Source organism: Dokdonella fugitiva, from assembly GCF_014138265.1.
GTDB lineage: Bacteria > Pseudomonadota > Gammaproteobacteria > Xanthomonadales > Rhodanobacteraceae > Dokdonella_A > Dokdonella_A fugitiva_A.
In genome coordinates this window covers 41,511-62,817 of the sequence record NZ_JACGXL010000007.1, presented here as the reverse complement: position 1 = coordinate 62,817, position 21,307 = coordinate 41,511, and the positions used below count along the sequence as shown (strand labels likewise).

19 protein-coding genes are annotated in these 21,307 nt (G+C 69.8%); 9 read left to right on the top strand and 10 right to left on the bottom strand.

Annotation, left to right across the window (positions count from 1 at the left end):
• Positions 1-39 precede the first annotated feature (39 nt).
• The 5 genes from FHW12_RS18480 (at position 40) to FHW12_RS18460 (ending at position 7,317) form a co-directional block, all read left to right on the top strand.
• Complete coding sequence (locus FHW12_RS18480) at positions 40-2,904, top strand: molybdopterin oxidoreductase family protein (RefSeq protein WP_182532541.1); 2,865 nt, start codon at positions 40-42, stop codon at positions 2,902-2,904.
• Positions 2,901-4,667 (top strand): SLC13 family permease, encoded by a 1,767-nt coding sequence (locus FHW12_RS18475; protein ID WP_182532540.1) that lies wholly within the window; start codon positions 2,901-2,903, stop codon positions 4,665-4,667. Before FHW12_RS18480 ends, FHW12_RS18475 begins: the two co-directional genes overlap by 4 nt.
• The gene (locus FHW12_RS18470; RefSeq protein WP_182532539.1) at positions 4,664-5,422 is read left to right on the top strand and encodes a 4Fe-4S dicluster domain-containing protein; all 759 of its coding nucleotides are present in this window, start codon (positions 4,664-4,666) and stop codon (positions 5,420-5,422) included. The genes FHW12_RS18475 and FHW12_RS18470 overlap by 4 nt, the downstream gene beginning before the upstream one ends.
• 10 nt (positions 5,423-5,432) lie before the next feature.
• On the top strand, positions 5,433-6,371 hold the full coding sequence (locus FHW12_RS18465) for a dimethyl sulfoxide reductase anchor subunit family protein (protein WP_182532538.1): 939 nt from the start codon (positions 5,433-5,435) through the stop codon (positions 6,369-6,371).
• 133 nt (positions 6,372-6,504) lie between these two features.
• On the top strand, positions 6,505-7,317 hold the full coding sequence (locus FHW12_RS18460) for a DUF481 domain-containing protein (protein WP_182532537.1): 813 nt from the start codon (positions 6,505-6,507) through the stop codon (positions 7,315-7,317).
• A gap of 293 nt (positions 7,318-7,610) precedes the next feature.
• Here FHW12_RS18460 and hemC read toward each other — a convergent pair whose 3' ends face one another.
• From hemC to FHW12_RS18440, 4 genes are all read right to left on the bottom strand, one after another.
• The gene (gene hemC / locus FHW12_RS18455; RefSeq protein ID WP_182532536.1) at positions 7,611-8,528 is read right to left on the bottom strand and encodes a hydroxymethylbilane synthase; all 918 of its coding nucleotides are present in this window, start codon (positions 8,526-8,528) and stop codon (positions 7,611-7,613) included.
• On the bottom strand, positions 8,525-9,259 hold the full coding sequence (locus FHW12_RS18450; RefSeq protein ID WP_182532535.1) for a LytR/AlgR family response regulator transcription factor: 735 nt from the start codon (positions 9,257-9,259) through the stop codon (positions 8,525-8,527). Before FHW12_RS18450 ends, hemC begins: the two co-directional genes overlap by 4 nt.
• Positions 9,256-10,314, bottom strand: a complete 1,059-nt coding sequence (locus FHW12_RS18445) for a sensor histidine kinase (protein ID WP_310735282.1) — start codon at positions 10,312-10,314, stop codon at positions 9,256-9,258. Before FHW12_RS18445 ends, FHW12_RS18450 begins: the two co-directional genes overlap by 4 nt.
• A gap of 97 nt (positions 10,315-10,411) precedes the next feature.
• Positions 10,412-11,077, bottom strand: a complete 666-nt coding sequence (locus tag FHW12_RS18440) for an alpha/beta hydrolase (protein ID WP_182532534.1) — start codon at positions 11,075-11,077, stop codon at positions 10,412-10,414.
• A gap of 144 nt (positions 11,078-11,221) precedes the next feature.
• Here FHW12_RS18440 and FHW12_RS18435 point away from each other — a divergent pair, with 144 nt between their 5' ends.
• From FHW12_RS18435 to FHW12_RS18425, 3 genes are all read left to right on the top strand, one after another.
• Positions 11,222-12,760: a malectin domain-containing carbohydrate-binding protein gene (locus tag FHW12_RS18435; protein ID WP_182532533.1), complete on the top strand. Its 1,539-nt coding sequence runs from the start codon at positions 11,222-11,224 to the stop codon at positions 12,758-12,760.
• A gap of 380 nt (positions 12,761-13,140) precedes the next feature.
• Positions 13,141-15,594, top strand: a complete 2,454-nt coding sequence (locus FHW12_RS18430) for a S9 family peptidase (RefSeq protein ID WP_182532532.1) — start codon at positions 13,141-13,143, stop codon at positions 15,592-15,594.
• On the top strand, positions 15,591-16,022 hold the full coding sequence (locus FHW12_RS18425; RefSeq protein WP_182532531.1) for a DUF3574 domain-containing protein: 432 nt from the start codon (positions 15,591-15,593) through the stop codon (positions 16,020-16,022). The genes FHW12_RS18430 and FHW12_RS18425 overlap by 4 nt, the downstream gene beginning before the upstream one ends.
• Here FHW12_RS18425 and FHW12_RS18420 read toward each other — a convergent pair.
• The 6 genes from FHW12_RS18420 to FHW12_RS18395 all read right to left on the bottom strand — a co-directional run bounded on the left by FHW12_RS18420 (position 16,019) and on the right by FHW12_RS18395 (position 20,151).
• Entirely contained in the window at positions 16,019-16,849 is an 831-nt protein-coding gene (locus FHW12_RS18420) for a histone deacetylase (RefSeq protein WP_182532530.1), read from the bottom strand. The two genes, FHW12_RS18425 and FHW12_RS18420, sit on opposite strands and share 4 nt — an antisense overlap.
• 41 nt (positions 16,850-16,890) lie before the next feature.
• A complete protein-coding gene (locus FHW12_RS18415; protein ID WP_182532529.1) occupies positions 16,891-17,823 on the bottom strand; it encodes a hypothetical protein in 933 nt (310 codons plus the stop codon).
• A gap of 5 nt (positions 17,824-17,828) precedes the next feature.
• Complete coding sequence (locus tag FHW12_RS18410; protein WP_182532528.1) at positions 17,829-18,371, bottom strand: GTP-binding protein; 543 nt, start codon at positions 18,369-18,371, stop codon at positions 17,829-17,831.
• Between the two features lie 8 nt (positions 18,372-18,379).
• Positions 18,380-19,291 (bottom strand): hypothetical protein, encoded by a 912-nt coding sequence (locus FHW12_RS18405; RefSeq protein WP_182532527.1) that lies wholly within the window; start codon positions 19,289-19,291, stop codon positions 18,380-18,382.
• Between the two features lie 35 nt (positions 19,292-19,326).
• The gene (locus tag FHW12_RS18400) at positions 19,327-19,683 is read right to left on the bottom strand and encodes a roadblock/LC7 domain-containing protein (RefSeq protein ID WP_182532526.1); all 357 of its coding nucleotides are present in this window, start codon (positions 19,681-19,683) and stop codon (positions 19,327-19,329) included.
• A gap of 66 nt (positions 19,684-19,749) precedes the next feature.
• Positions 19,750-20,151, bottom strand: coding sequence for a roadblock/LC7 domain-containing protein (locus FHW12_RS18395; protein ID WP_182532525.1), 402 nt, complete (start codon positions 20,149-20,151; stop codon positions 19,750-19,752).
• Between the two features lie 340 nt (positions 20,152-20,491).
• Here FHW12_RS18395 and FHW12_RS18390 point away from each other — a divergent pair, with 340 nt between their 5' ends.
• Positions 20,492-21,127: a response regulator transcription factor gene (locus FHW12_RS18390; protein ID WP_182532524.1), complete on the top strand. Its 636-nt coding sequence runs from the start codon at positions 20,492-20,494 to the stop codon at positions 21,125-21,127.
• The last annotated feature ends 180 nt before the right edge of the window (positions 21,128-21,307 follow it).

Genomic DNA, 21,307 nt, shown 5'->3' with positions numbered 1-21,307 from the left:
TCGTGCACGGCCCGATGATGCATCCGCTACCATCTCGCCATGCCGCACGCCCGCCTCGATCTCAACAAGCCGACCGGCGACGCCGTCAAGACGACGACGTGCTACATGTGCGCGTGCCGTTGCGGCATCCGCGTGCACCTCGATGACGGCCGCGTCCGCTACATCGACGGCAACCCGCGGCACCCGGTCAACCGCGGCGTTATCTGCGCGAAGGGCTCGGCCGGCATCATGCAGCACTACTCGCCGGCACGGCTGTCGAAGCCGCTGCTGCGCGTCGGCGAACGCGGCGCGCGCGAGTTCCGCGAGATCGAGTGGGACGAAGCGCTCGCGCTCGCGGCGCAATGGCTCGGCGACATCCGCGCGCGCAACCCGGAAGAACTCGCGTTCTTCACCGGACGCGACCAGTCGCAGGCGCTAACCGGCTGGTGGGCGCAGCAGTTCGGCACGATCAACTACGCCGCGCACGGCGGTTTCTGCTCGGTCAACATGGCCGCGGCGGGCATGTACACGCTCGGCGGCAGCTTCTGGGAATTCGGCGAGCCCGACTGGGATCTCACGCGCTACCTCATGTTGTGGGGCGTCGCCGAAGACCACGATTCGAATCCGATCAAGCTCGGCCTCGGCAAGCTCAAGGCGCGCGGCGCGAAGATCGTCGCGATCAACCCGGTGCGCACCGGCTACGGGGCGATCGCCGACGAATGGGTGCCGATCAATCCGGGCACCGACGGCCTGCTCGCGGGCGCGCTGATCCACGAGCTGCTGCACGCCGACCGCATCGACCTCGACTACCTCGTGCGCTACACCAACGCGCACCACCTCGTGATCCGCGCGCCGGGCGCGGCCGACGACGGCATGGTCGCGCGCGATGCCGACGGCCACGCGCTGTGCGCCGCACGCGGCGACGATGCGCAGGCGCGCATCGTGCGTGCGGACGCGATCGGCATCGCCCCGCTCGTCGTCGGCGAAGCGCGGCTCGCCGACGGCCGCGCGGCCGTGCCCGCGTTCCAGTTGTTCGCCGAGCGCTACATGGCCGCCGACTACGCGCCCAATGCGGTCGCGAACGCCTGCGGAGTCGACGCGGGGACGATCCGCCGCCTCGCGCGCGAACTCGCCGAGGTCGCGTTCGAGCAGGCGATCCGCCTGCCGCAACGCTGGACCGACGCCTGGGGCCGCGAACACGCCGAGATGATCGGCCGCCCCGTCGCGATGCACGCGATGCGCGGCATCAGCGCGCACGCGAACGGCTTCCACACCTGCCGCACCCTGCACCTGCTGCAGATGATCCTCGGCGCGATCGACACGCCGGGCAGCTTCCGCTACCAGCCGCCCTATCCGAAATCCGCGCCGCCACCGAACCGCCCCGGCAAGGCGCGCAAGGAAACCGGTGCGCTCGACGCCGGTCCGCTCGGCTACGTGCACGCGCCCGAGGATCTCGTCGTCGACGCGCACGGCGAGCCGCGCCGCATCGACAAGGCGTTCTCGTGGCAACACCCGTTCGCCGCGCACGGCATGCTGCAGAACGTGATCGCGAACGCGTGCGCGGGCGACCCGTACCGCATCGATACGCTGTTCCTGTTCATGGCGAACATGGGCTGGAACTCGGCGATGAACACGAGCGCGACGCGCGCGATGCTGTGCGAGCGCGATCCCGCGAGCGGCGAATATCGCATCCCTCACTTGATCTACGCCGACGCGTACGACTCGGAAACGGTCGCGTTCGCCGACCTCGTGCTGCCGGACACGACCTACCTCGAACGGCACGACTGCATCAGCCTGCTCGACCGGCCGATCTCGGACGCCGACGGCGCGAGCGATGCGATCCGCCAGCCGGTCGTGTCGCTCGACCGCGACGTGCGTCCGTTCCAGGACGTGCTGCTCGATCTCGGCGCGCGCCTGCGCCTCCCCGGCCTCGTCGACGAACGCGGCGCCGCGAAGTATCCGCGCGGCTACGCGCAGTACATGGTCGAGCACGAACGCGCACCCGGCGTCGGCCTGCTCGCCGGCTGGCGCGGCGCCGATGGCGCGCACGACGGCGTCGGCACGCCGAACCCGGACCAGCTCGCGCGTTACGTCGAGCACGGCTGCCATTGGCACCGCGCGGTACCCGCGGCCGGGCGCTACTACAAGATGGCGAACCGCGACTACCTCGAGTGGGCGAAGTCGCTCGCGTTCGTCGGTTCGACCCAGCCGATCGTGCTGCAGTTCTACGCCGAGACCTTGCAGCGTTTCCGCCTCGCCGCGCGCGGGCACGGCGCGATGCAGCCGCCCGAGCGCGATCGCGCGCGGGTGGAGCGCTACTTCGATCCGTTGCCGTTCCACTATCCGCTCGCGGGGGAAGCGGCCGAAGGCGGATCGGGGGAAGCGTCGTCGCAAGACTCCCCTCGCCCCGGCCCTCTCGCGCAAGCGGGAGAGGGGGTGAAGGACTACCCGCTCGCCGCGATCACCCAGCGGCCGATGTTCATGTACCACGCCTGGGGTTCGCAGAACCGCTGGCTGCGGCAGATCGCGACGCGCAACTACCTCTATCTCAACCCGCACACCGCCGCCGACAACGGCGTCGCCGACGGCGACTGGATCTGGCTCGTCGCGCCGCGCGGGCGCATCCGCGTGCAGGCGCGCACGCACGCGGGCACCGCGCCGGGCACGGTCTGGACCTGGAACGCGATCGGCAAGCGCAAGGGCGCGTGGAAGCTCGCCGCCGACGCGCCCGAGAACGTCGACGGCTTCCTGCTCAACCATCTCATCGACGAATCGCTGCGCGACCGCGACGGCCGCGCGCGCTACGCGAACGCCGACCCCGTGACCGGCCAGGCCGCGTGGTTCGACCTGCGCGTGCGCATCGAGCGCGATGCCGAACCGCGGCGCGCCGGCCACCGCATCGAGCTCGCCGGGAACGCCGGATGAGCGGCGCCGCGTGGACCACGCTCGCGATCGTGCTCGGCGCGATCGCGCTGTTCGCGAGCGAGAAGGTGCGCATCGACCTCGTCGCGCTGATCGTGCTCGTGCTGCTCGTCGTGCTCGGCCTCGTCTCGACCGAAGAGGCGCTCGCGGGCTTCAGCAACGAGGCGACCATGACCGTCGCGGCGATGTTCGCGCTCAGCCTCGGCATCGAGCGCTCGGGCGCGCTCGAGCCGCTCGGCCGCCTGCTCGCGCGCGTACGCCGGCCGTGGCTGCTCACGCTCGCTCTCATGCTCGCGATCGCGCCGATGGGTGCGTTCGTGAAGAACATCGCGCTCGTCGCGACGTTCCTGCCGCTCGCGCTGCGCGTGTGCGCGCGCACGAAGACGCCGCCCGGTCGCGTGCTGCTGCCGATGGCGTACGCGGCGCAGATGGGCGGCGTGTGCACGTTGATCGGCACCTCGTCGAACCTGCTCGCCGACAGCCTCGCGCAGAAGCACGGGCTGCCGGCCTTCGGCGTGTTCGAGTTCACGCGCATGGGCGCGCTGCTCGCGCTGGTCGGCATCGCCTACCTCATGCTGGTCGGCCGTTGGCTGCTGCCACGGCACATCCCGGCCGAGGGCACGGCCGACACCGAACTCGGCAAGTACGTGACCGAGCTGCGCGTGCGCGAGGGCTCGCCACTGGTAGGTCAGACGATCGCCGCGGCGAAGCTCGGCGAGGGCTATGGCGTCTACCCGCTCGAGCTGCTGCGCGGCGAGCAGCACCTGTGGTCGCCGCGCGAGCAGCGCCTCGCCGCGGGGGACGTGCTGCTTGTGCGCGGCGACTGGGAGAAGATCGAGGATCTGCGCACGCGCGCCCAGCTCGACATCGACCCGGAGGACCGCTACGGACCCGAGCACGGCCGCACGCGCGTGCTGGTCGAGGCGATGGTCAAGCCGGACAGCGCGATCGAGTACCACTCGCTCGGCGACGTCGACGTCTCGCGCGAGTACGACGCGATCGCGTTGGCGATCCGCCGCCGCGGCGAAGTGCTGCGCGACGCGCTCAGGGACGTGCGCCTCGCCGGCGGCGACGTGCTGCTCCTGCTCGTCGACGAGAAATCGGTCGCCGCGGTGCGCAACGACGAGCGCTTCGTGGTGCTCAGCGAGCGCGACGACGTGCGCCGCACGCCGCGCCGTGCGATCGCCGCGATCGCGATCATGGCTGCGGTGGTCGCGCTGTCGGGACTGCACGCGCTGCCGATCCCGGTCGCCGCGATCGCCGGCGCGGTGGCGATGGCGATCGCCGGCTGCTACGGCACGCGCGACCTCTATGCCGGCATCGACTGGAAGATCATCGTGCTGCTCGCGGCGATCCTGCCGCTCGGCACCGCGATAGAGAGCAGCGGCCTGTCGAAGGCGCTCGTCGACGGCGGCATGCAGCTGATCGGCTCGCACGGCCCGCTCGGCGCGCTGCTCATGGTGTACCTGCTGACCGCACTGCTGACCGAGCTCATGGGCCACAACCCGTCGGTCGTGCTCATGGTCGGCATCGCGGTGTCGGTCGCGCACGCGGTGCACGCCGACGCGCGACCGTTCATCGTCGCGGTCGCGTTCGCTGCGGCGACCTCGTTCGCGACGCCGGTCGGCTATCCGACCAACACGATGGTCTACTATGCGGGCGGTTACCGCTTCACCGACTTCATGAAGGTCGGCATCCCGCTGATCGCGATGTTCTGCGCGTTGTCGATGTTCCTCATTCCGATATTCTGGCCGCTGCAACCATGACCACCCTGCCGCCGCCGACCGCGAAGAAGCTCGGCCTCGTCATCGACCTCGACACCTGCGTCGGCTGCCACGCGTGCGCGGTCGCGTGCAAGGAATGGAACGACGGCGGCGAATTCGGCCCGCTGCCGGACGCGGACCCGTACGGTGCACAGCCGAACGGTGTCTGGTTCAACCGCGTGCACAGCTACGCGGTCGAACAAGCGACCGGGCGAGGCACGCGCGAGCTCACCGTGCATTTCCCGCGGTCCTGCCTGCATTGCGAAACGCCCGCATGCGTGACCGTGTGCCCGACCGGCGCAAGCTACAAGCGCGCCGAGGACGGCATCGTGCTCGTCGACGCCGACAAGTGCATCGGCTGCCAGCTGTGCGCGTGGGCATGCCCGTACGGTGCGCGCGAGTTCAACATGGAGCGCGGCACGATGCAGAAGTGCACGCTCTGCGTCGACCGCATCTACAACGAGACGCTCGACGAAGCCGACCGCCAGCCCGCCTGCGTGATGGCCTGCCCGACGCGCGCCCGCCATTTCGGAGACCTCGGCGACGCGAACTCGCCGGTGTCGAAGCTCGTCGCCGAGCGCGAGGGTTATGCGCTCATGCCCGAGTACGACTACAAGCCGGTCAACCGCTACCTGCCGCCGCGACCGCGTCGCGACGGCTGCGCAGACGCGAAGACGAAGGCCGCGCCGACGGAGTCGCTCGACACCGCGCAACTGCCCGGCGTGCTGCGCTGGCTCGACCGCGTGCTGTCGCGCTGAGACGACGACGATGCGACCGACCTTCTCGATCATCGCGTTCACGGTCTTGTCCGGCACCGGCTACGGGCTGTGGTTCCTGCTCGGCATCGTACTCACGCTCTCGCGCATGGGAGGGGACGGGCCGCCCTGGCCGTCCTTCGTCGTCACCGCCCTGCTGCTCGGCTTGGTGCTCGTCGGCGTCGGCCTGCTGAGCTCGCTCGGCCATCTCGGCAAGCCTGCGCGCGCGTGGCGCGCGCTGTCGCAATGGCGCAGCTCGTGGCTGTCGCGCGAAGGCGTCGCTGCAATCGCGACCTTCGTGCCGGCGATGCTGCTGACCGGCGCCGCGTCCGGGGCGGCGCCCGCGGCCGCCGCACGCGTCGCCGCACCTGCGCTCATCGCGGGAGCATTCGCGACGGTGTATTGCACCGCGCACATCTACGCGAGCCTCGCGACGATCCGCGCATGGAGCCAGCCCCTGGTGGTCCCGGGCTACGCGTTGTTCGGCCTGTACGGTGGCCTGCTCTGCCTCTGGCCGATGGTCGACGCGTCTCCCGGTGGACGCTCCCTCGAGACCGCGGTCGCCGGCGTCGCCGTCGCGTCGGCGCTGCTCAAGGTGCGCTACTGGCATGCGATCGATCGTCAGCCGCCCATCGACGCAAACCATGCGACCGGGCTCGCGCGATTCGGCGACGTGCGCTCGTTCGAGCAACCGCACACCGAAGAGAACTACCTGTTGCACGAAATGGGCTTCGTGCTCGCGCGCAAGCACGCGCGAAGGTTGCGCGGGATCACCCTCGGCCTCGGTTTCGCGGCGCCCGTCGCCCTCGCTCTGCTCGCGCTCATGCTGCCGTCGCTGCGCATCGCGTGCGCCGCGTGCGCGCTCGCGAGCGGCCTCGCCGGCCTGTTCGTCGAGCGCTGGCTCTTCTTCGCCGAGGCGAAGCACGCGGTGACCGCCTATTACCAGCGCTGAGCGGCCGCGTCGACACCAAAGTTGACCGCAGGGTCACCAACGTTCACGCCCGATTCAATGCATCTGCCTACCATCCGCTCCCCGGGGCCGCTGATGCGGCCTTTTTCATGTCCCCGAGGAGAGAGGAACACGTATGAAGAAGATCCTGCTGACCGCCGCCGTGCTCGCGGCGCTGCCGGCCTGCGCATTCGCCGACGACGGCTGGTCGGGTGCGGGCGAGCTCGGCTTCGCCGCCGCGCGCGGCAACGCGAAGTCGGAGAACCTCAACGCGAAGCTCACGTTCAAGAAGGAAGACGACCAGTGGAAGGACAACTTCTACCTGACCGCGCTGCGCAGCAAGGGTGAAATCACCGTCGCGACGGTCGGCGCCGACGGCCAGATCCAGAACGTGAAGAACTACGAGACGACCGCGAACCGCTACGAAGCGGGCGCGTCGGTCGGCTACAAGTTCGACGAGCGCAGCTACCTCGTCGGCGCGCTGCGTTACGAGAACGACGATTTCTCGCCGTTCGAATACCAGGCGGTCGTGTCGCTCGGCTACGGCTACACCGTGCTCAAGAACGCCAGCGACGAGCTGTCGGTCGAGATCGGCCCCGGCTACAAGCGCTACAAGCCGGTCGACGTGCTCGGCCCGGAAACGGCGGGCGATCCGCCGGCGCCGGTGCGCCACTCGTTCGACTCCGAAGGTGAAGTCGTCGGCCGCGGCCTCGTCGCCTACAAGCACGCGTTCACCGAGACGACGTCGTTCATCGACACGCTGCTCGTCGAAGCCGGCAGCGACAACACGTTCCTGCAGAACGACGCGGGCCTGCAGGTCGCGATCAACAAGTCGTTCGCGCTCAAGGCCGGCTACCAGGTGCGCCACAACTCCGACGTCGCGCCCGGCATCAAGAAGACCGACCAGCTGATCACGACCAACCTCGTCTACAACTTCGGCGGCGGTTGATCGTCTCTCACCGGCGCCGCCGCACGCGGCGCCGGGCCTCGAAAAGCCAAAGCCTGAAACACGAAGGACACGAAGGAAAAGCGAAAGGAGAGGAAGAGCTTGAAACACGGCGCACACGGAGCACACGGAGAAAGTCAAAGACGAGAAGAGCTTTTCATTATGAAAGCTTTTCCTCCGTGTGCTCCGTGTGCGCCGTGTTTCAAGCTTTTACCTTGATTCTGCTTTTCCTTCGTGTCCTTCGTGTCCTTCGTGTCCTTTGTGTTTCAATCTTTCCGCTTTCCGCTTGCCGCCGTTCACGCCGCCCCGAGGATCTCGTCCGCGCCGCGCTCGCGCAGCAATGCGGCGACCTCGCGGCCGAGCGCTTCCGGTGCATCGCGCGGACCTCGCGCTTCGGCGCGGATGACGCGGCCGCTGGCGGCGTCGCCGACGAGCCCCCACAGCGCGAGGCCGGTTTCCGTTTCGACGCAGTAGCCGGCGATCGGCACGTTGCAGCTGCCGTGCAGGTCGAGGTTCATCGCGCGCTCGGCGGCGACGCAACGATGCGTGTCGGCGTCGTCGAGGCCGCGCACGAGATCGAGCACGTCGGCGTCGCCGGCGCGGCACTCGATCGCGATCGCACCTTGCGCGACCGCGGGCAGCCAGGCCGGTGCGGCGAGCCGCTCGGCGATGCGCGTACCGAGGCCGAGCCGCTCGACGCCCGCGCAGGCGAGGATGATCGCGTCGTAGTCGCCCGCGTCGAGCTTGGCGAGGCGCGTGTTGACGTTGCCGCGCAGGTCGGCGAGCTCGAGGTCGGGCCGCAGCGCGCGCAGCTGCGACTGCCGGCGAAGCGACGAGCTGCCGACGCGCGCGCCGCGCGGCAGCTGCGCGAGGCGCGGCCAGCGGTTGCTGATGTAGGCGTCGGCCGCATCGGCGCGCTCGAGCACGGCGCCGATCGCGAAGCCGGGCTCGAGTTCCATCGGCACGTCCTTGAACGAGTGCACCGCGATGTCGGCGCGCCGCTCGAGCATCGCGACTTCCAGCTCCTTGAGGAACAGGCCCTTGCCGCCGATCGCGGCAAGCGGCCGGTCGATGATCTCGTCGCCGCGCGTGGTCATCGGCACGAGCTCGACCGCGAGGTCCGCATGCAGCGCGCGCAGGCGCGCGGCGACGTGTTCGGCCTGCCACAGGGCGAGCGCGCTCTGGCGGGTGGCGATGCGCAGGGTCTTCTTCATAGGGTACGGATCAGCTTGCGCAGCGCGGGCAGGTTGCGGCGACTCACCTCGAGCGACGCGGTCACGCCTTCGACGTTGGCGAACAGGCGCCCGTCCGGCGTGCGCGTGAGGCCGGTCAGTTTCGCGCGCGCGACGAGGCAGTTGCGGTGGATGCGCACGAAGCGCTCCTCGAACTCCTCCTCGAGCGCCTTCAGTGGTTCCTCGATGAGCACCTCGCCGCGTGCGTGGTGCACGACGACGTACTTGTCTTCGGCGAGCAGGTAGGCGACCTCGGCGACCGGCACGAGCACGAGGCTGCCGCGCACGCGCGCGCACAGGTGCGTACGCGTGCGGTCGGCGCCGAGCGCGTGTTCGACCCTGTTCGCTTCCTCGCCGCTCCAGCGTCGCGCCTTCGCGAGCGCCGCCTGCAGGCGATCGGCGCGCACGGGCTTGAGCAGGTAGTCGACCGCGTTCGCGTCGAACGCGGCGAGTGCGTGGTCACCGTAGGCGGTGCAGAAGATCAGCGCAGGCGGCGCTTCGAGCGCGCCGAGGTGGCGCGCCGCCTCGATGCCGTCCATGACCGGCATGCGGATGTCGAGCAGCAGCACGTCCGGCGCGAGCCGCGCGACCGCGTCGAGCGCGTCGCGACCGTTGCCGGCCTCGCCGACGACCTCGACGTCGCCGATCTCGGCGAGCAGCGCGCGCATGCGCTCGCGCGCCAGCGGCTCGTCGTCGACGACCAGCGCTCTCATCGGACAGCTGCCTCGGGCAGGCGCACGCTCACGGTGTACACGTCGGGTCCCGGTTCCACGCGGAGCTCGCCGCGCGCGCCGAAATGGTACTCGATGCGCGCACGGATGTTGGCGAGCGCGACGCCGTTGCCGCGCACGGGCGCGTGCGGCGGCAACGGATTGGTCAGTACGATCTCGATGCCGGCGCCGAGCGGCCGTCCACGCAGGTGCAGCGTGCCGCCTTCCGCGCGCGGCTGGATGCCGTGGTAGATCGCGTTCTCGACGAGCGGCTGCAACAGCAGGCGCGGCAGGCGGAACGCGCGCGGCGCGGCGTCGACGTCGATCTCGACCCGCAGGCGATCGCCAAGGCGCAGTCGCTCGATGTCGAGGTAGCGCCCGACCAGATCGAGCTCGTCGCCGAGCGTGCCGTGGCCGTCGTCGGCGCCGAGCGCGGCGCGGAACAGTTCGGACAGGTCCTCGACCGTGCGTTCGGCGTCGGCCGGCCGCGAACGGATCAGGCTCGCGATCGTGTTCATGCTGTTGAAGAGGAAATGCGGCCGGATGCGCGCCTGCAGCGCGTCGACCTGTGCCTTCGCCGCCGCGCGCACGCGCTCGCGCCAGCGCTCGAGCACGAACAGGTAGCGCAGCAGCGCGGCGGCGATCAGCGCGCAGATCGCCGCGTTGACGAACACGAAGCGCGCGCCCTCGCCGACCGGCGCGGTCAGGCGCAGGCCGAGCGCCTGGTCGAGGCGCAGCACGACGGCGCTGCCGAGCGCCGTGACCGCGACGCCGATCGCCCACGCGGTGACGAAGCCGGCGCGCTCGGGCAGCCGCTGCAGGAACACGCGCATCGAACAGAGCACGACCGCGTTGAGCAGCGCGAGCCACTGCACGTAGACGCTGAGCACACCCAGGCGCGGCAGCCAGCCGCGTTCGGCCACGTCCGGTACGAGCACGATCACGAGCGCGACGAGTTCGGCGACGACCATCACTGCGAACAGCGTCGGACCGCTGCAGAACTGCGGCAGCCAGTTCGGCGTGGCCGTGGTCGTCGTGGTGGTGCTGCCCTGTCGCACCGCATCCCCCTCGCCTGCGCGTTCGTGGCCTCCGCAGGGCGACGAACGCCATTGCGGCGGAGGCCGCTCCTACATTACCAAGATCCGCCGGGGTCGATCAGGCGAGGCGCGCGCCGATCCACGCGCGCAGGTCGGCGATCTCCTGCGCACAGACCTGGTGCGCCATCGGGTAGCTGTGCCAGTCGACCGCGTAGCCGAGCCAGGCGAGCGCATCGCGGCCCGCCGCGCCGAGCGGCTCCGGCACGACCGGGTCGTGGCTGCCGTGCGCCATGAAGACCGGCACGCCCGCGTTCGCCTCGCTGCGTTCCGCCGCGGTGCGTTCGAGCAGTGGCAGGTAGGTCGACAACGCGACGATGCCGGCGAGGCGCTGCGCATGGCGCACGCCGCCGGCGAGCACGATCGCGCCACCCTGCGAGAAGCCCGCGAGCAGCACGCGCGCGGGCGCGATGCCGCGCTCGCCTTCGCGTGCGATCAGCGCATCGAGCTGGCCGATCGATTCGCGGATGCCGGGCTCGTCCTGCTTGTCCTCGATGCGCGCGCCCTTGATGTCGTACCACGCGCGCATGCGCATGCCGCCGTTGATCGTGACCGGGCGCACCGGCGCGTGCGGGAACACGAAACGCAGCGGCGGCCAGGCGCGGTCGACGAGTTCGGGCACGATCGGCGCGAAGTCGTTGCCGTCGGCGCCGAGGCCGTGCAGCCAGATCACCGCGTGGGTCGGATTCGCGGCGGTTTCGGTTTCGACGCAAGGCAACAGGGTCACGGCAGGCTCCGGCACGGTGAGGCGCGTAGGCTGCCCGTGCGGCGCGGGTTTGCCAAGCGGCGCGGCTGCGACGCAGTGCCGGATTGCACGGGACGCCTGTGCTAGCGTGCCTGCGCCCCCTCCCGCGCAAGGCCGACGCTCGCCATGTCCGCCCGAACCGGCTTCTTCGCAACCGTGTTCTCGCTGCTCGCGGCCGGCAGCGCCGCGGCGACCTCGCCCGCCGACTTCCTCTACGGCCACGCGACCGATGGCAGCAACTTGCCGTTCCGCTACTTCGTGCCGCCCGGCTACGACGACGCGCAGGCGTATCCGCTGGTCCTGTTCCTGCACGGCGCGGGCGAACGCGGCAACGACAACGAGGCGCAGCTCGGCAACAACGCGAACGGCGCGCTGCAACTGCTCGGCGACGCGCAGCTCGCGCTGCAGCCGGTCTTCATGATCGCGCCGCAATGCCCGACCGACGGCTGGTGGAGCGGCGCGACGCTGGCCAGTGCGATCGGCCTCGTCGACCAGGTCGCGGCCGCGTATCACATCGATCCCGACCGCGTATACGTGACGGGTCTGTCGATGGGCGGCATGGGCACGTGGAGCGCGGTGACCGCGCAACCGGACCGCTTCGCCGCCGCGGTGCCGATGTCGGGCAACGGCGACACCAACGCGGCGGCCGCGGTGGCGAGCCTGCCGCTGTGGTTCTTCCACGCGGCGAACGACCCGACGGTCGGCGTCGACGGGTCCGACAACCTCGTCGCCGCGCTGCGCAACGCCGGCGCGAACACGGTCTATACGCGCTACGACAGCGGCGGCCACGGCATCTGGAGCGTCGCCTACGCGCACCCGCTGCTGTTCCCGTGGCTCGTCTCTCAGGTGCGCGGCGGCTCGGGTTCGCCGCTGCCGCCGGTGTTGCGCATCACCGCGCCGACCGCCGCGGGCGCATGGTCGACGCAAGACCCGATGATCGACCTCGGTGGCAGCGCCGACAACGACGGCGAGCCGATCGAATCGGTGGACTGGGATCGCGCGGGTGGTGCATCGGGCGCGGCGACGGGCACGACGGCGTGGAGCGCGGACGGCATTTCGCTCGTCGAAGGCGCGAACCTCCTGCGCGTGACCGCGACGACGCCGAGCGGACACGCGGCCTGGGGCGGCCACACGACGTTCAACGACAGCCTGCGCGTGACGCGTACCGGGCCGCCGCCGCAGCCAGGCAGCATCGTCGCGGCGATCAATGCGGGCGGTGGCGCCTACGTCGCCGCGGACGGCACGCCGTACGCGGCCGACGGCCTGTTCGTCGGCGGCAGCACCCAGGTGTCGACGCACGCGGTCGCGGGCAGCGACGACGACGCGCTCTACAACGACTGGCGCTACGGCAACTTCGCCTACCACATCCCCGTGTTCGACGGTCCGTACACGGTCGAGCTGCAGTTCGCCGACACGTACAACAGCGCGGCGGGACAGCGCATCTTCGACGTCGCGATCGAGGGCACGACCGTGCTGCACGACTTCGACATCATCGCGAGCGTCGGCGCCGACGTCGCGACGGTGCGCCGTTTCGACGTCGACGTCGGCGACGGCATGCTCGACCTGGCGTTCAGCAACGGCAGCGCCGGCAGTGCGCGCATCGACGCGATCCGCGTGATCCGCGCCGGCGGCGACTCGATCTTCGCGGACGGCTTCGACGGCTGAGGCGGGCTCGGAGCCGAAGCCAGAGCTAGAGCTAGAGCTGGAGCTGGAGCTGGAGCCAAGCCAAAGCCTTCGACACGAAGGACACGAAGGAGAAGTGGAAGAAGAGATTGAAGCACGGAGCACACGGAGCACACGGAGGAACAGCTTTCAGATGAAAAGCTTTCCTGCCTTTGCTTTCTCCGTGCGCTCCGTGTGCTCCGTGTTTCAGGCTTTTTTCGCTCTAGGCTTTTCCTTCGTGTCCTTCGTGTCGAAGGCTTTTTTGCTTCCGGACACTGCCAAGGGCCCACGATCGCCCCCTTTGCACGACGCTTACTTCCGGGCCGGTACGCGACGGGCGCGAGCCGCTATCCTGTGGGCTTTACGTGCCCGCGGAGCCTCGTATGGATCGTCTTGCCGTCGCCTGCCTCGTCGCCCTGCTCGGCTTCGCCGCCGCGCCCGCCGAGGCGGCCCCGTCGATCACGCTCGAGCAAGCGATGGCCGATCCGGACTGGATCGGTGCGCCGGTCGAGAACCCGTACTGGAGCGTCGACGGACGCAGCGTCTACTACGACCTCAAGCGCAGTGGTTCGCCCGTGCGCGACCGCCATCGCATCGACCTCGGCGACGGGCGCGATGCGGTCGTCGACCCGGCCGCGATGGCCGGCGCCGACGGCGGCGAAGCGGTGTTCGACCGCGCGCGCACGCGCGCCGCGTTCGTGCGCAACGGCGACGTGTTCCTGCGCGAACTCTCCAGCGGCCGCCTCGTGCAGGTCACGCGCACGCCGGACGAGGAGGCGGCGCCGCAGTTCTCCGCCGACGGTCGCAGCCTGCAGTACCGCGTCGGCAGCGCGTGGTTCCGCTACGACATCGCCGGTGCGATCGGCGGACCGGCCGCGATCGTCAAGGCGGAGAAGGATCCGGAAGCGAAGAAGCCGGACGACCTCGGCCAGGACCAGTTGCGCTGGTTCTCGACCCTGCGCAAGGACAAGGCCGATCGCGACGCGCGCAAGCAGCACGGCGAAGAGTTCGCCAAGGGCGATCCGACCCGCGCGCCGCTGCCGTTCTACCTCGGCGACGAGGTCCGCATCGAAGGCACGTCGCTGTCGCCGAACGGCCGCTGGCTGCTCGTGGTCACGTCGCCGAAGGCCTACGAGCGCGGCAAGCAGGGCAAGCTGCAGCGCTTCGTGACCGAGTCCGGCTACGAGGAGCAGGAGGACGAACGCACGCGCGTCGGCCGCAACGATCCCGCGCCGCAGTCGCTCGTGCTGCTCGACCTCGAACGGCATGCGCAGCATGCGCTAGCGAGCGAGGACCTGCCCGGCATCCATGACGACCCGCTGAAAGCGGTGCGCGAGGAGAACGCGCAGCGCACGCGCGCACTCGACGCGACGAAGGACGCCGATTCGCACGACGCCAAGGCGAAGGCGAAGAAGGACGAGGGCAAGGACGAACCGAAGACGCGCGCGGTGCGCATCGTCGCCGACGCCGAGGACGGTGGTGGCGGCGGCATCGCGTGGAGCGCGGACGGCGCGTCGCTGGCGATCCAGATCCGCGCGATCGACAACAAGGATCGCTGGATCGCCACGGTCGACTTCGATCGCGCCAGGCTCGTGGGCCAGCATCGCCTCACCGATCCCGCCTGGATCAACTGGAACTTCAACGAGTTCGGCTGGGAACGCGACGACCGCACGCTCTGGTACGTGTCGGAGGAAAGCGGGTACGCGCAGCTCTACGCGAAGCAGCCGGGCGGCAAGGCGAGCGCGCTGACCAGCGGCCGCTTCGAAGTGTCGGCGCCGGTGCCGTCGCCGGACGGGCGCTGGTTCTACCTGCGTTCGAACGCGGAAGCGCCGTACCGCTACGACGTCTACCGCGTCGCGATCGCCGGCGGCAAGCTCGAGCGCGTGACGAACCTGCGTGGCCTGCAGCAGTTCGCGCTGTCGCCCGACGGCAGCCGCGTCGCCGCCCTGCATTCGGGCGCGTACGTGCCCGCGCAGCTCGCCGTCGTCACGATCGACGGCGGCGCCGTGCGCGAACTCACCGACACGCGCACGCTCGCCTACAAGGCACGCACGTGGATCGAGCCGCGCATCGTCGAGGTGCCGTCGACGCACGTGAAGCAGCCGATCTACGCGAAGTTCTACCAAGCGAAGGACTTCGACGCGTCGAAGAAGCATCCCGCGGTGCTGTTCGTGCACGGTGCCGGCTACACGCAGAACGTGCACGAGCAGTTCCCGTACTACTTCCGCGAGCAGATGTTCCACAACCTGCTCGTCGAGGAAGGCTACGTCGTGCTCGACATGGACTACCGCGCGAGCGAAGGCTACGGCCGCGACTGGCGCACGGCGATCTACCGGCAGATGGGTCACCCCGAACTCGAGGACCTCGTCGACGGCGTGCACTGGCTCGAGCAGAACGCGGCGGTCGACCCGCAGCGCGTCGGCGTCTACGGCGGCTCGTACGGCGGCTTCATGACCCTGATGGCGATGTTCCGCGCGCCCGAGGTGTTCCGCGCCGGCGCCGCGCTGCGCCCGGTCACCGACTGGACGCAGTACAACCACGAGTACACCTCGAACATCCTCAACACGCCGCAGCTCGATCCGATCGCCTACGAGCGCTCGTCGCCGATCGAGTTCGCCGACGGCCTGCGCGGCCCGCTGCTGATCGCGCACGGCATGATCGACGACAACGTGCTGTTCGAGGATTCGGTGCGCCTCTACCAGCGCCTGATCGAGCTGCACAAGGACGACTTCGAACTCGCCGGCTACCCGCTCGACCGCCACGGCTTCACCCATGCCGACTCGTGGCTCGACGAATACAAGCGCATCCACAAGCTGTTCCAGGCCAACCTCAGATGAGCCGGCGCGCACTCGCACGGCTCAGCCTCGCCGGCACGCTCGCCGCGCTCGCGGGCTGCCAGGTCGAGTGGGCGCGCGACCATCCGCTCGGCTGCCGCAGCGACGAGCAGGCGCTGCTGCGCGACACGCTCTACTTCGGTCGCGCGATCCCCGGCGGCGGCGAGGTCGACGAAACGGCCTGGCAACGCTTCGACGCCGAAGTACTCGCGCCCGCGTTCCCGCGCGGCTACACGACGCTCGACGCGCGCGGCCACTGGCTCGGCGACGGCGGTGCGCCGGTCAGCGAGGCCAGTCGGCTCGTCGTGATCGTGCACGCACGCGACGCCGCGAGCGAGGTGGCGCTGCGCACGGTCGTCGCTGCCTATCGCGAGCGGTTCCACCAGCAAGCGGTGCTGCGTGAGCGCGGCGCGGTCTGCGCCGCGTTCTAGCGGAGACGGCGGGGCGTGAACACGCGCAATGCGCAGCGCGCCGTCGTCAGGTTGATGCGAGCGATGTCGGCAGCGCGCTGATATCCGCCTGCGACCACGAACACCAGCGGCACGCCGGCCCGTCGTGCCATGCGGAACACCGCCAGATCGCGTTCGGCCAGGGCCCTCGCACTGAAGCCGCTGCGGTTCTTCGGATCGCTTTCGTGGCTGTCGGCGCCCGCCTGGTAGACCACCAGATCCGGCGCGACGCGCGCGAGCCGCTGTTCGATCGCGGCGAGCGCCCGCAGGTGCGCGCGGCGACCGTCACGGGCCAGGCGGACTTCGTACGGCCATGAACGCTCGTGGCCGAGACAGCCGAAGCGGGTACCGAACATCGAAGCGTTGTAGAGGTTCGGCAACCGGGCCGCGAACTCCTCGGTTCCGTTGCCGCCGTGTTCGTCGCAGTCGATCACGAAGACCTTCATGGTCGGCCAGACGTGCGCCAGCAAGGCAAGCCCATTCAGCGCGCAGAAGCCGGAGCCGCGTTCCGGTACGGCGTGATGGAAACCCCGCGCGAGGTTCATCGCCAGGCCGTGCGACCACGCGTGACGCGCCGCGGCGAGCTGGCCCGCGAGCATTGCGTACGTCGCATCGCGCAGGCGTGCGTTCCAGCGGATGCCCTGGCTGGATGCGAGCGGCTCCAGTCCCGCCTCGAAAGCGTCCAGGTAGGCGTCGGTATGCAGGCCGCGCAGCAGCCGCGGATCGAACGGGGGCGGCGTGTGCAGGTCGGCGATGCCGGCGTCCTGCAGCGCACGCGCGGCGACACCGAGCCGCGCGAGGCTCGGCACGTCCGACGGCGCGTAGGCGTCGTCGTAGAAGACGTCCAGCTTCATGCGGCGCGAGCCGCTTCGCCGTGGGCGAACGCGCGCAGGTCGTCGAGCGTGGTACTCGCGGGTGACAGCATGCGCGAGCGGAGTTGGGCCTCGAACTGCGCCGAAAAGGCGCGTTGGCGGTCGACCGGCGCTACCGCGAGCGTGGTCAGGCGCAGGAAGCGCGCGGACGCGATCGCGTCGAGCGGGAGGCGCATTCCGTTCGCGGTGGGCGCTCCGCTTGCTCCGGCAACGTGCGCGAGCGCGCACAACGACCCCGGCGGAAGGTCCACGCCTGCGAGCGCGATCGATTCGAGCACGATCGCCGAATGCGATTCACCGAGGTTCATCTTCTCGATCATGACCGGGATACCGGCGCGGCCCACCACGACGTTGACACTGCCGCCGCGGCGCACGCGCCCGTGTGCGAGTTCGAGGAAGAATTCCTCCGCCTGCGAGCAGCTGCCGATCTCCGGCTTGCAGGGCATCGGCGCGACGGCATCGATGCTGGTCGCGTCCCGTTCGATCACCTGGCGCAGCATCGCCGCGAACAAGCGGCTCTCCGTGCGCTCGAGCCCACCCGCCGCGGCGCGCAGACGCGGCCCGAGCGAACGCAGCGCGTCGAGCACGTCGCCGTACTGGCGCACGCCCGCATGCACGTCCGCCGGCGCGGCGTCCGCGCGCCGCCAACCGGGGCGCCAGCCCGATGCGAGCATGATCGCCGCGAGGTAGCCGGTCTCGCGCAGCGGCCAGTCGGCGAAGACGTCGAGGTCGCTCGCATCCTGCGCACTCGCGGGGCGATTGACGAAGGTCGAGAGGAAGCGCGTCGCCTGCGTATAGCCGCAGCCGCGCCGCTCCGTGCGATGGCTCGGATGCTCGTCGAGCATCTCGATGAGTTTCGCCTGGAGCGGAAGGCCGCGCTCGCGCAATCGTTCGACGACTTCGTGCGCCACGCGGGTCACTCCATCGTGACGAGCAAGGCGCGCACCAGGTGAGCCACCTGCTCGCGATCACGCGCGTCGAACGTGAACGTCGGCACCGGCGCACCGCAACGCCGGATGGCGGCGCGCACCGGACCGAGCGAGAACTCCGCCACCGCGTCCGTATGCGTGATGCCGATGACCATCGGCATGCCGGCGCGATGCGCACGGATCTCGCGCAGCCAGTGTTCGCATTGATCGGCGATGTCGATCGCGCTGCCGTCGAGCACCACCACGACGCCGAAGGCGCCTTCGAGCACGATCGGCCGCATGTGCGCGAAGCGCTCCTGCCCCGGCAAGCCGTAGACGAGCAGCGGCGTGCCGTCGTCGAGCGTCGCCGCCGAAAAGTCCAGGGCGACCGTCGTCGTGGTCTTCTCGCCCATCGCCGGCTCGCTCAGCGTCATCTCGGTGCTGATCGGCTCGCTGTCGGTGACGCTGCGGATCGCGGTAGTCTTTCCGGCGCCCACCGGGCCCGCGAACACGAGCTTGGCGACGAGGGATTCGGAAGCCGTATCGGGCATCGGATGGCTCATGCGACGCGCAAGCCGAAATGCGCCGCGAGACGCGAGAACAGGCCGCCCGGGCGCGTGGGTGGCGGCACCGCGGAGGGCGTCGCGCTTCGATCGAGCAGGCCAGCCGCCTGGAATGCCCACAGGCAGGCGTCGACGTCGGCGCGCGCGAGGCCATGGCGATGGGCGATCCGCTCCGGCGTGCCGCGGAAGCGCTGGAGGGATTGCACGACGACCAGGGCCTCGGCGATCGTGCCGGCCGCGCCGAGATCGGGCCAGTCGCGCAAGCCGACATCGTCGTCGGGATACGACGGCAGATGCGCACGCGCCGACCATGCACCCATCAACAGGAAAGCGTCGAGGCTGGCGCTGATCTCGCCCGGCGGCCGCGAACGCTGCCGATCGCCGATCGCGGCGATCGACCACGCATTCGACGCCAGCTGCTCGCAGGCGCGCAGGCGGTCGCTCACGCTCGCCGACACGACGCGACTCGTGGAGGCGAGCAGCCAGACCACGGCGCCGTCCCGCCGCAGTTCGACGTCGGCGCCCCGCAGCGTCGGATCCGTCGCCATCTTCAGCAGCGGTGACGATGCCGGGGTCGACGATGCCGAGGTGGTCGGCGCCGCCGTCGCCGTGCTCTGCGTCGACGGAGGCGCTGCGCGCGACAGCAGGTCGTGCAGGGCGCGCGTCAGGCGAGCGACCGTCGCGAGGGCTTCGACGATCTCCAGTACCGGCGTACCGCGGCGCCGCGCGATGTCGATCACGCGGCGCCCGTAGGCATCGTGCGGATCGGCTGCGACGATATCGCAACGCGTGCCGTCCCATGCGGCCGCGCGGGCCTGCAACCGGTGTGCCGCGAGCGCCTGCGTGGCCAGACGCAGGCGCTGCTCCATGGCGGTGTCGAGTCCCGCGTAGCGAAGTTCGAGCGGCATAAGCGATCTCTTCGGCGGGTGTGCGGAGCCCGGCGTCAGGAGAAGTCGAGCGACTTCTCGAACGTGCGCAGTTCGTGGCGCGCCATGCCCAGGTTCGACTTCGCGCGATCGAGCACGACGTACAGGAACAGCTTCTGGTTCGACTCGAGCGGGCGGATGACGTGGTACTGCTTGGTGAGGCTGATCAGGATGTCTTCGATCGTGTCGTTGAGCTTGAGGTTGTTGGCCACCTTGCGCTTGGCCTTCACGACCTCGGCATTGCCGGCCGCGGCGAGTTCGAGGTTGACGCCCGTGCCGTCGCCGGCGAGGAGCATGCCGCTGTCGGCGTCGACGAGCGCGGCGGCGACGTAGCCGTCGAGCGAACGGAGTGGTTCGAGACTGATCTTTGCCATGGTGCTGCTACCCCTGTTGAGTGGGCGGTACCGCCGCCCGCGGAAACACGCGTGGCCCGCGCGGCGTCAGCGCGGCGCGAAACCGCCGATGATCTGTGCCAGTCGATCCGCGCCATCGAGCGCCGAGCGAAGCGTGAGCGCCATGAGCTCGGAGCCGTCCGAGGCGACGGACAGCACGTAACCGCGCGCAGGCTCGGGAACGCGCACGACGACGATCGCCCCGTGGCCGGTCGACACGACCGAATGCGTGCAATGGCTGCGCAGCGCGTCCTTCGAGAACGACTCGCTCAGTGCGACGAGGGAACTCGTCATCGCCGCGATGCGGTCGCCGGTCGAATGCGCATTCGCACGCGCCGCATTGGCCAGCACGCGTCCGTCGGCCGTGCCGATGCAGGCGAAGCGCAAGGCGTCCGAGCGATCGAGGAGCGCAGCGAGGTAGCGCTCGGCTTCGGGCTGCCAGGCACGCAAGGCTTCCCGGGGGACATCCTCCCGCGATGGCGAAATGCTCATCCTTCGTCGAACTCCGGCGGCGTGCTCTGCAAACGATTACACTCGGCCTCCATGCGCATCCGCATGCTCAACGGGGCTGCGCAAGGATTGTGATTATCGCTGTAGTTTCAGGCGGGCTGCGGAGCTAGGGAATCGGTGAATCACCTAGGAGAATCACCCGTGCACAATGGAATTATTCATAGTCGAATAATCTATAAGATACTGATTTATCTGTTATTTTTATCGTAGATGAGCCCCGGGGGCGCCGTGCATGCGTCACAATCATTTGCATCAGGATCGAGTTCCAGGAACGCCAAAGATGGTCGTCGCCTCGACGAACCCGATCTGGCTGACCGGCTTCCTCCATCTGGTCGAAGGCCTTCGCGGAGTCGAGCTGGTGGGCGTGTCGGAAACGGCGCGGGACGCACTCGGCGCACTCGAAGAAATGCAGCCCGACATGCTCGTTCTCGACCTTCGGCTGGTCGAACCCCTGCGCGCGCTCCATCGCCCGCGCTATCGCGTGCCGCGCGTCGTGATCGTCGGCGACCGCGCGCATTCCGGCACGCGACCCTCGTTCGGTCGCGAGTGCACGTGCGGCTACTTCAACGAGCGCGTCGCCTGGCCGGAAATTTCGGACGGACTCACCCACGTAGCGCGCTGCACGGAGGAACGGGCCGGCGCGGAACGTTGCCAGGCCTGTCCCGTGGCCCGTTCGCACCGGAGGCCGCGCCTGCCACTGAGCGATCGCGAGACGGAAGTCTTCGAACGCCTCGGCTGGGGCGAGGGCCCGAGCGCGATCGCGCGATCACTCGGCTTGCAGGTCAAGACCGTGGATTCGCATCGCGAGGCACTCAAGCACAAGCTCGGACTGCGCTCGGCGCTCGAACTGCGCGACGCCGCGGCCGCGTGGCGCGACGGCCATCTCCTGCCTGGTGTCGTCGTGGATCCCGCCTGAAGCGCGAGCCGCCGGTTCGGCGCGATACCGCGCGTGCGGTATCGCGCCATCGATTTTTCGCGCTGCTGTGCGTGTACGACCGAGGCGCGACGAGCGAGGCTTGCGACGCCGGGCGCCGCGCGGGTGCCGTGCATGCGCGGCATTCCGAGGGAGGCTAGACTCCGGCACGACGGGTCGGTC

What these genes read in the sequence shown, in the direction of transcription:
- hemC (WP_182532536.1), bottom strand. Translation starts at nt 8,528, where the DNA reads ATGAAGAAGACCCTGCGCATCGCCACCCGCCAGAGCGCGCTCGCCCTG.
- FHW12_RS18405 (WP_182532527.1), bottom strand. Translation starts at nt 19,291, where the DNA reads ATGCCGCTCGAACTTCGCTACGCGGGACTCGACACCGCCATGGAGCAG.
- FHW12_RS18465 (WP_182532538.1), top strand. Translation starts at nt 5,433, where the DNA reads ATGCGACCGACCTTCTCGATCATCGCGTTCACGGTCTTGTCCGGCACC.
- FHW12_RS18400 (WP_182532526.1), bottom strand. Translation starts at nt 19,683, where the DNA reads ATGGCAAAGATCAGTCTCGAACCACTCCGTTCGCTCGACGGCTACGTC.
- FHW12_RS18470 (WP_182532539.1), top strand. Translation starts at nt 4,664, where the DNA reads ATGACCACCCTGCCGCCGCCGACCGCGAAGAAGCTCGGCCTCGTCATC.
- FHW12_RS18450 (WP_182532535.1), bottom strand. Translation starts at nt 9,259, where the DNA reads ATGAGAGCGCTGGTCGTCGACGACGAGCCGCTGGCGCGCGAGCGCATG.
- FHW12_RS18390 (WP_182532524.1), top strand. Translation starts at nt 20,492, where the DNA reads ATGGTCGTCGCCTCGACGAACCCGATCTGGCTGACCGGCTTCCTCCAT.
- FHW12_RS18410 (WP_182532528.1), bottom strand. Translation starts at nt 18,371, where the DNA reads ATGCCCGATACGGCTTCCGAATCCCTCGTCGCCAAGCTCGTGTTCGCG.
- FHW12_RS18425 (WP_182532531.1), top strand. Translation starts at nt 15,591, where the DNA reads ATGAGCCGGCGCGCACTCGCACGGCTCAGCCTCGCCGGCACGCTCGCC.
- FHW12_RS18480 (WP_182532541.1), top strand. Translation starts at nt 40, where the DNA reads ATGCCGCACGCCCGCCTCGATCTCAACAAGCCGACCGGCGACGCCGTC.
- FHW12_RS18430 (WP_182532532.1), top strand. Translation starts at nt 13,141, where the DNA reads ATGGATCGTCTTGCCGTCGCCTGCCTCGTCGCCCTGCTCGGCTTCGCC.
- FHW12_RS18460 (WP_182532537.1), top strand. Translation starts at nt 6,505, where the DNA reads ATGAAGAAGATCCTGCTGACCGCCGCCGTGCTCGCGGCGCTGCCGGCC.
- FHW12_RS18475 (WP_182532540.1), top strand. Translation starts at nt 2,901, where the DNA reads ATGAGCGGCGCCGCGTGGACCACGCTCGCGATCGTGCTCGGCGCGATC.
- FHW12_RS18435 (WP_182532533.1), top strand. Translation starts at nt 11,222, where the DNA reads ATGTCCGCCCGAACCGGCTTCTTCGCAACCGTGTTCTCGCTGCTCGCG.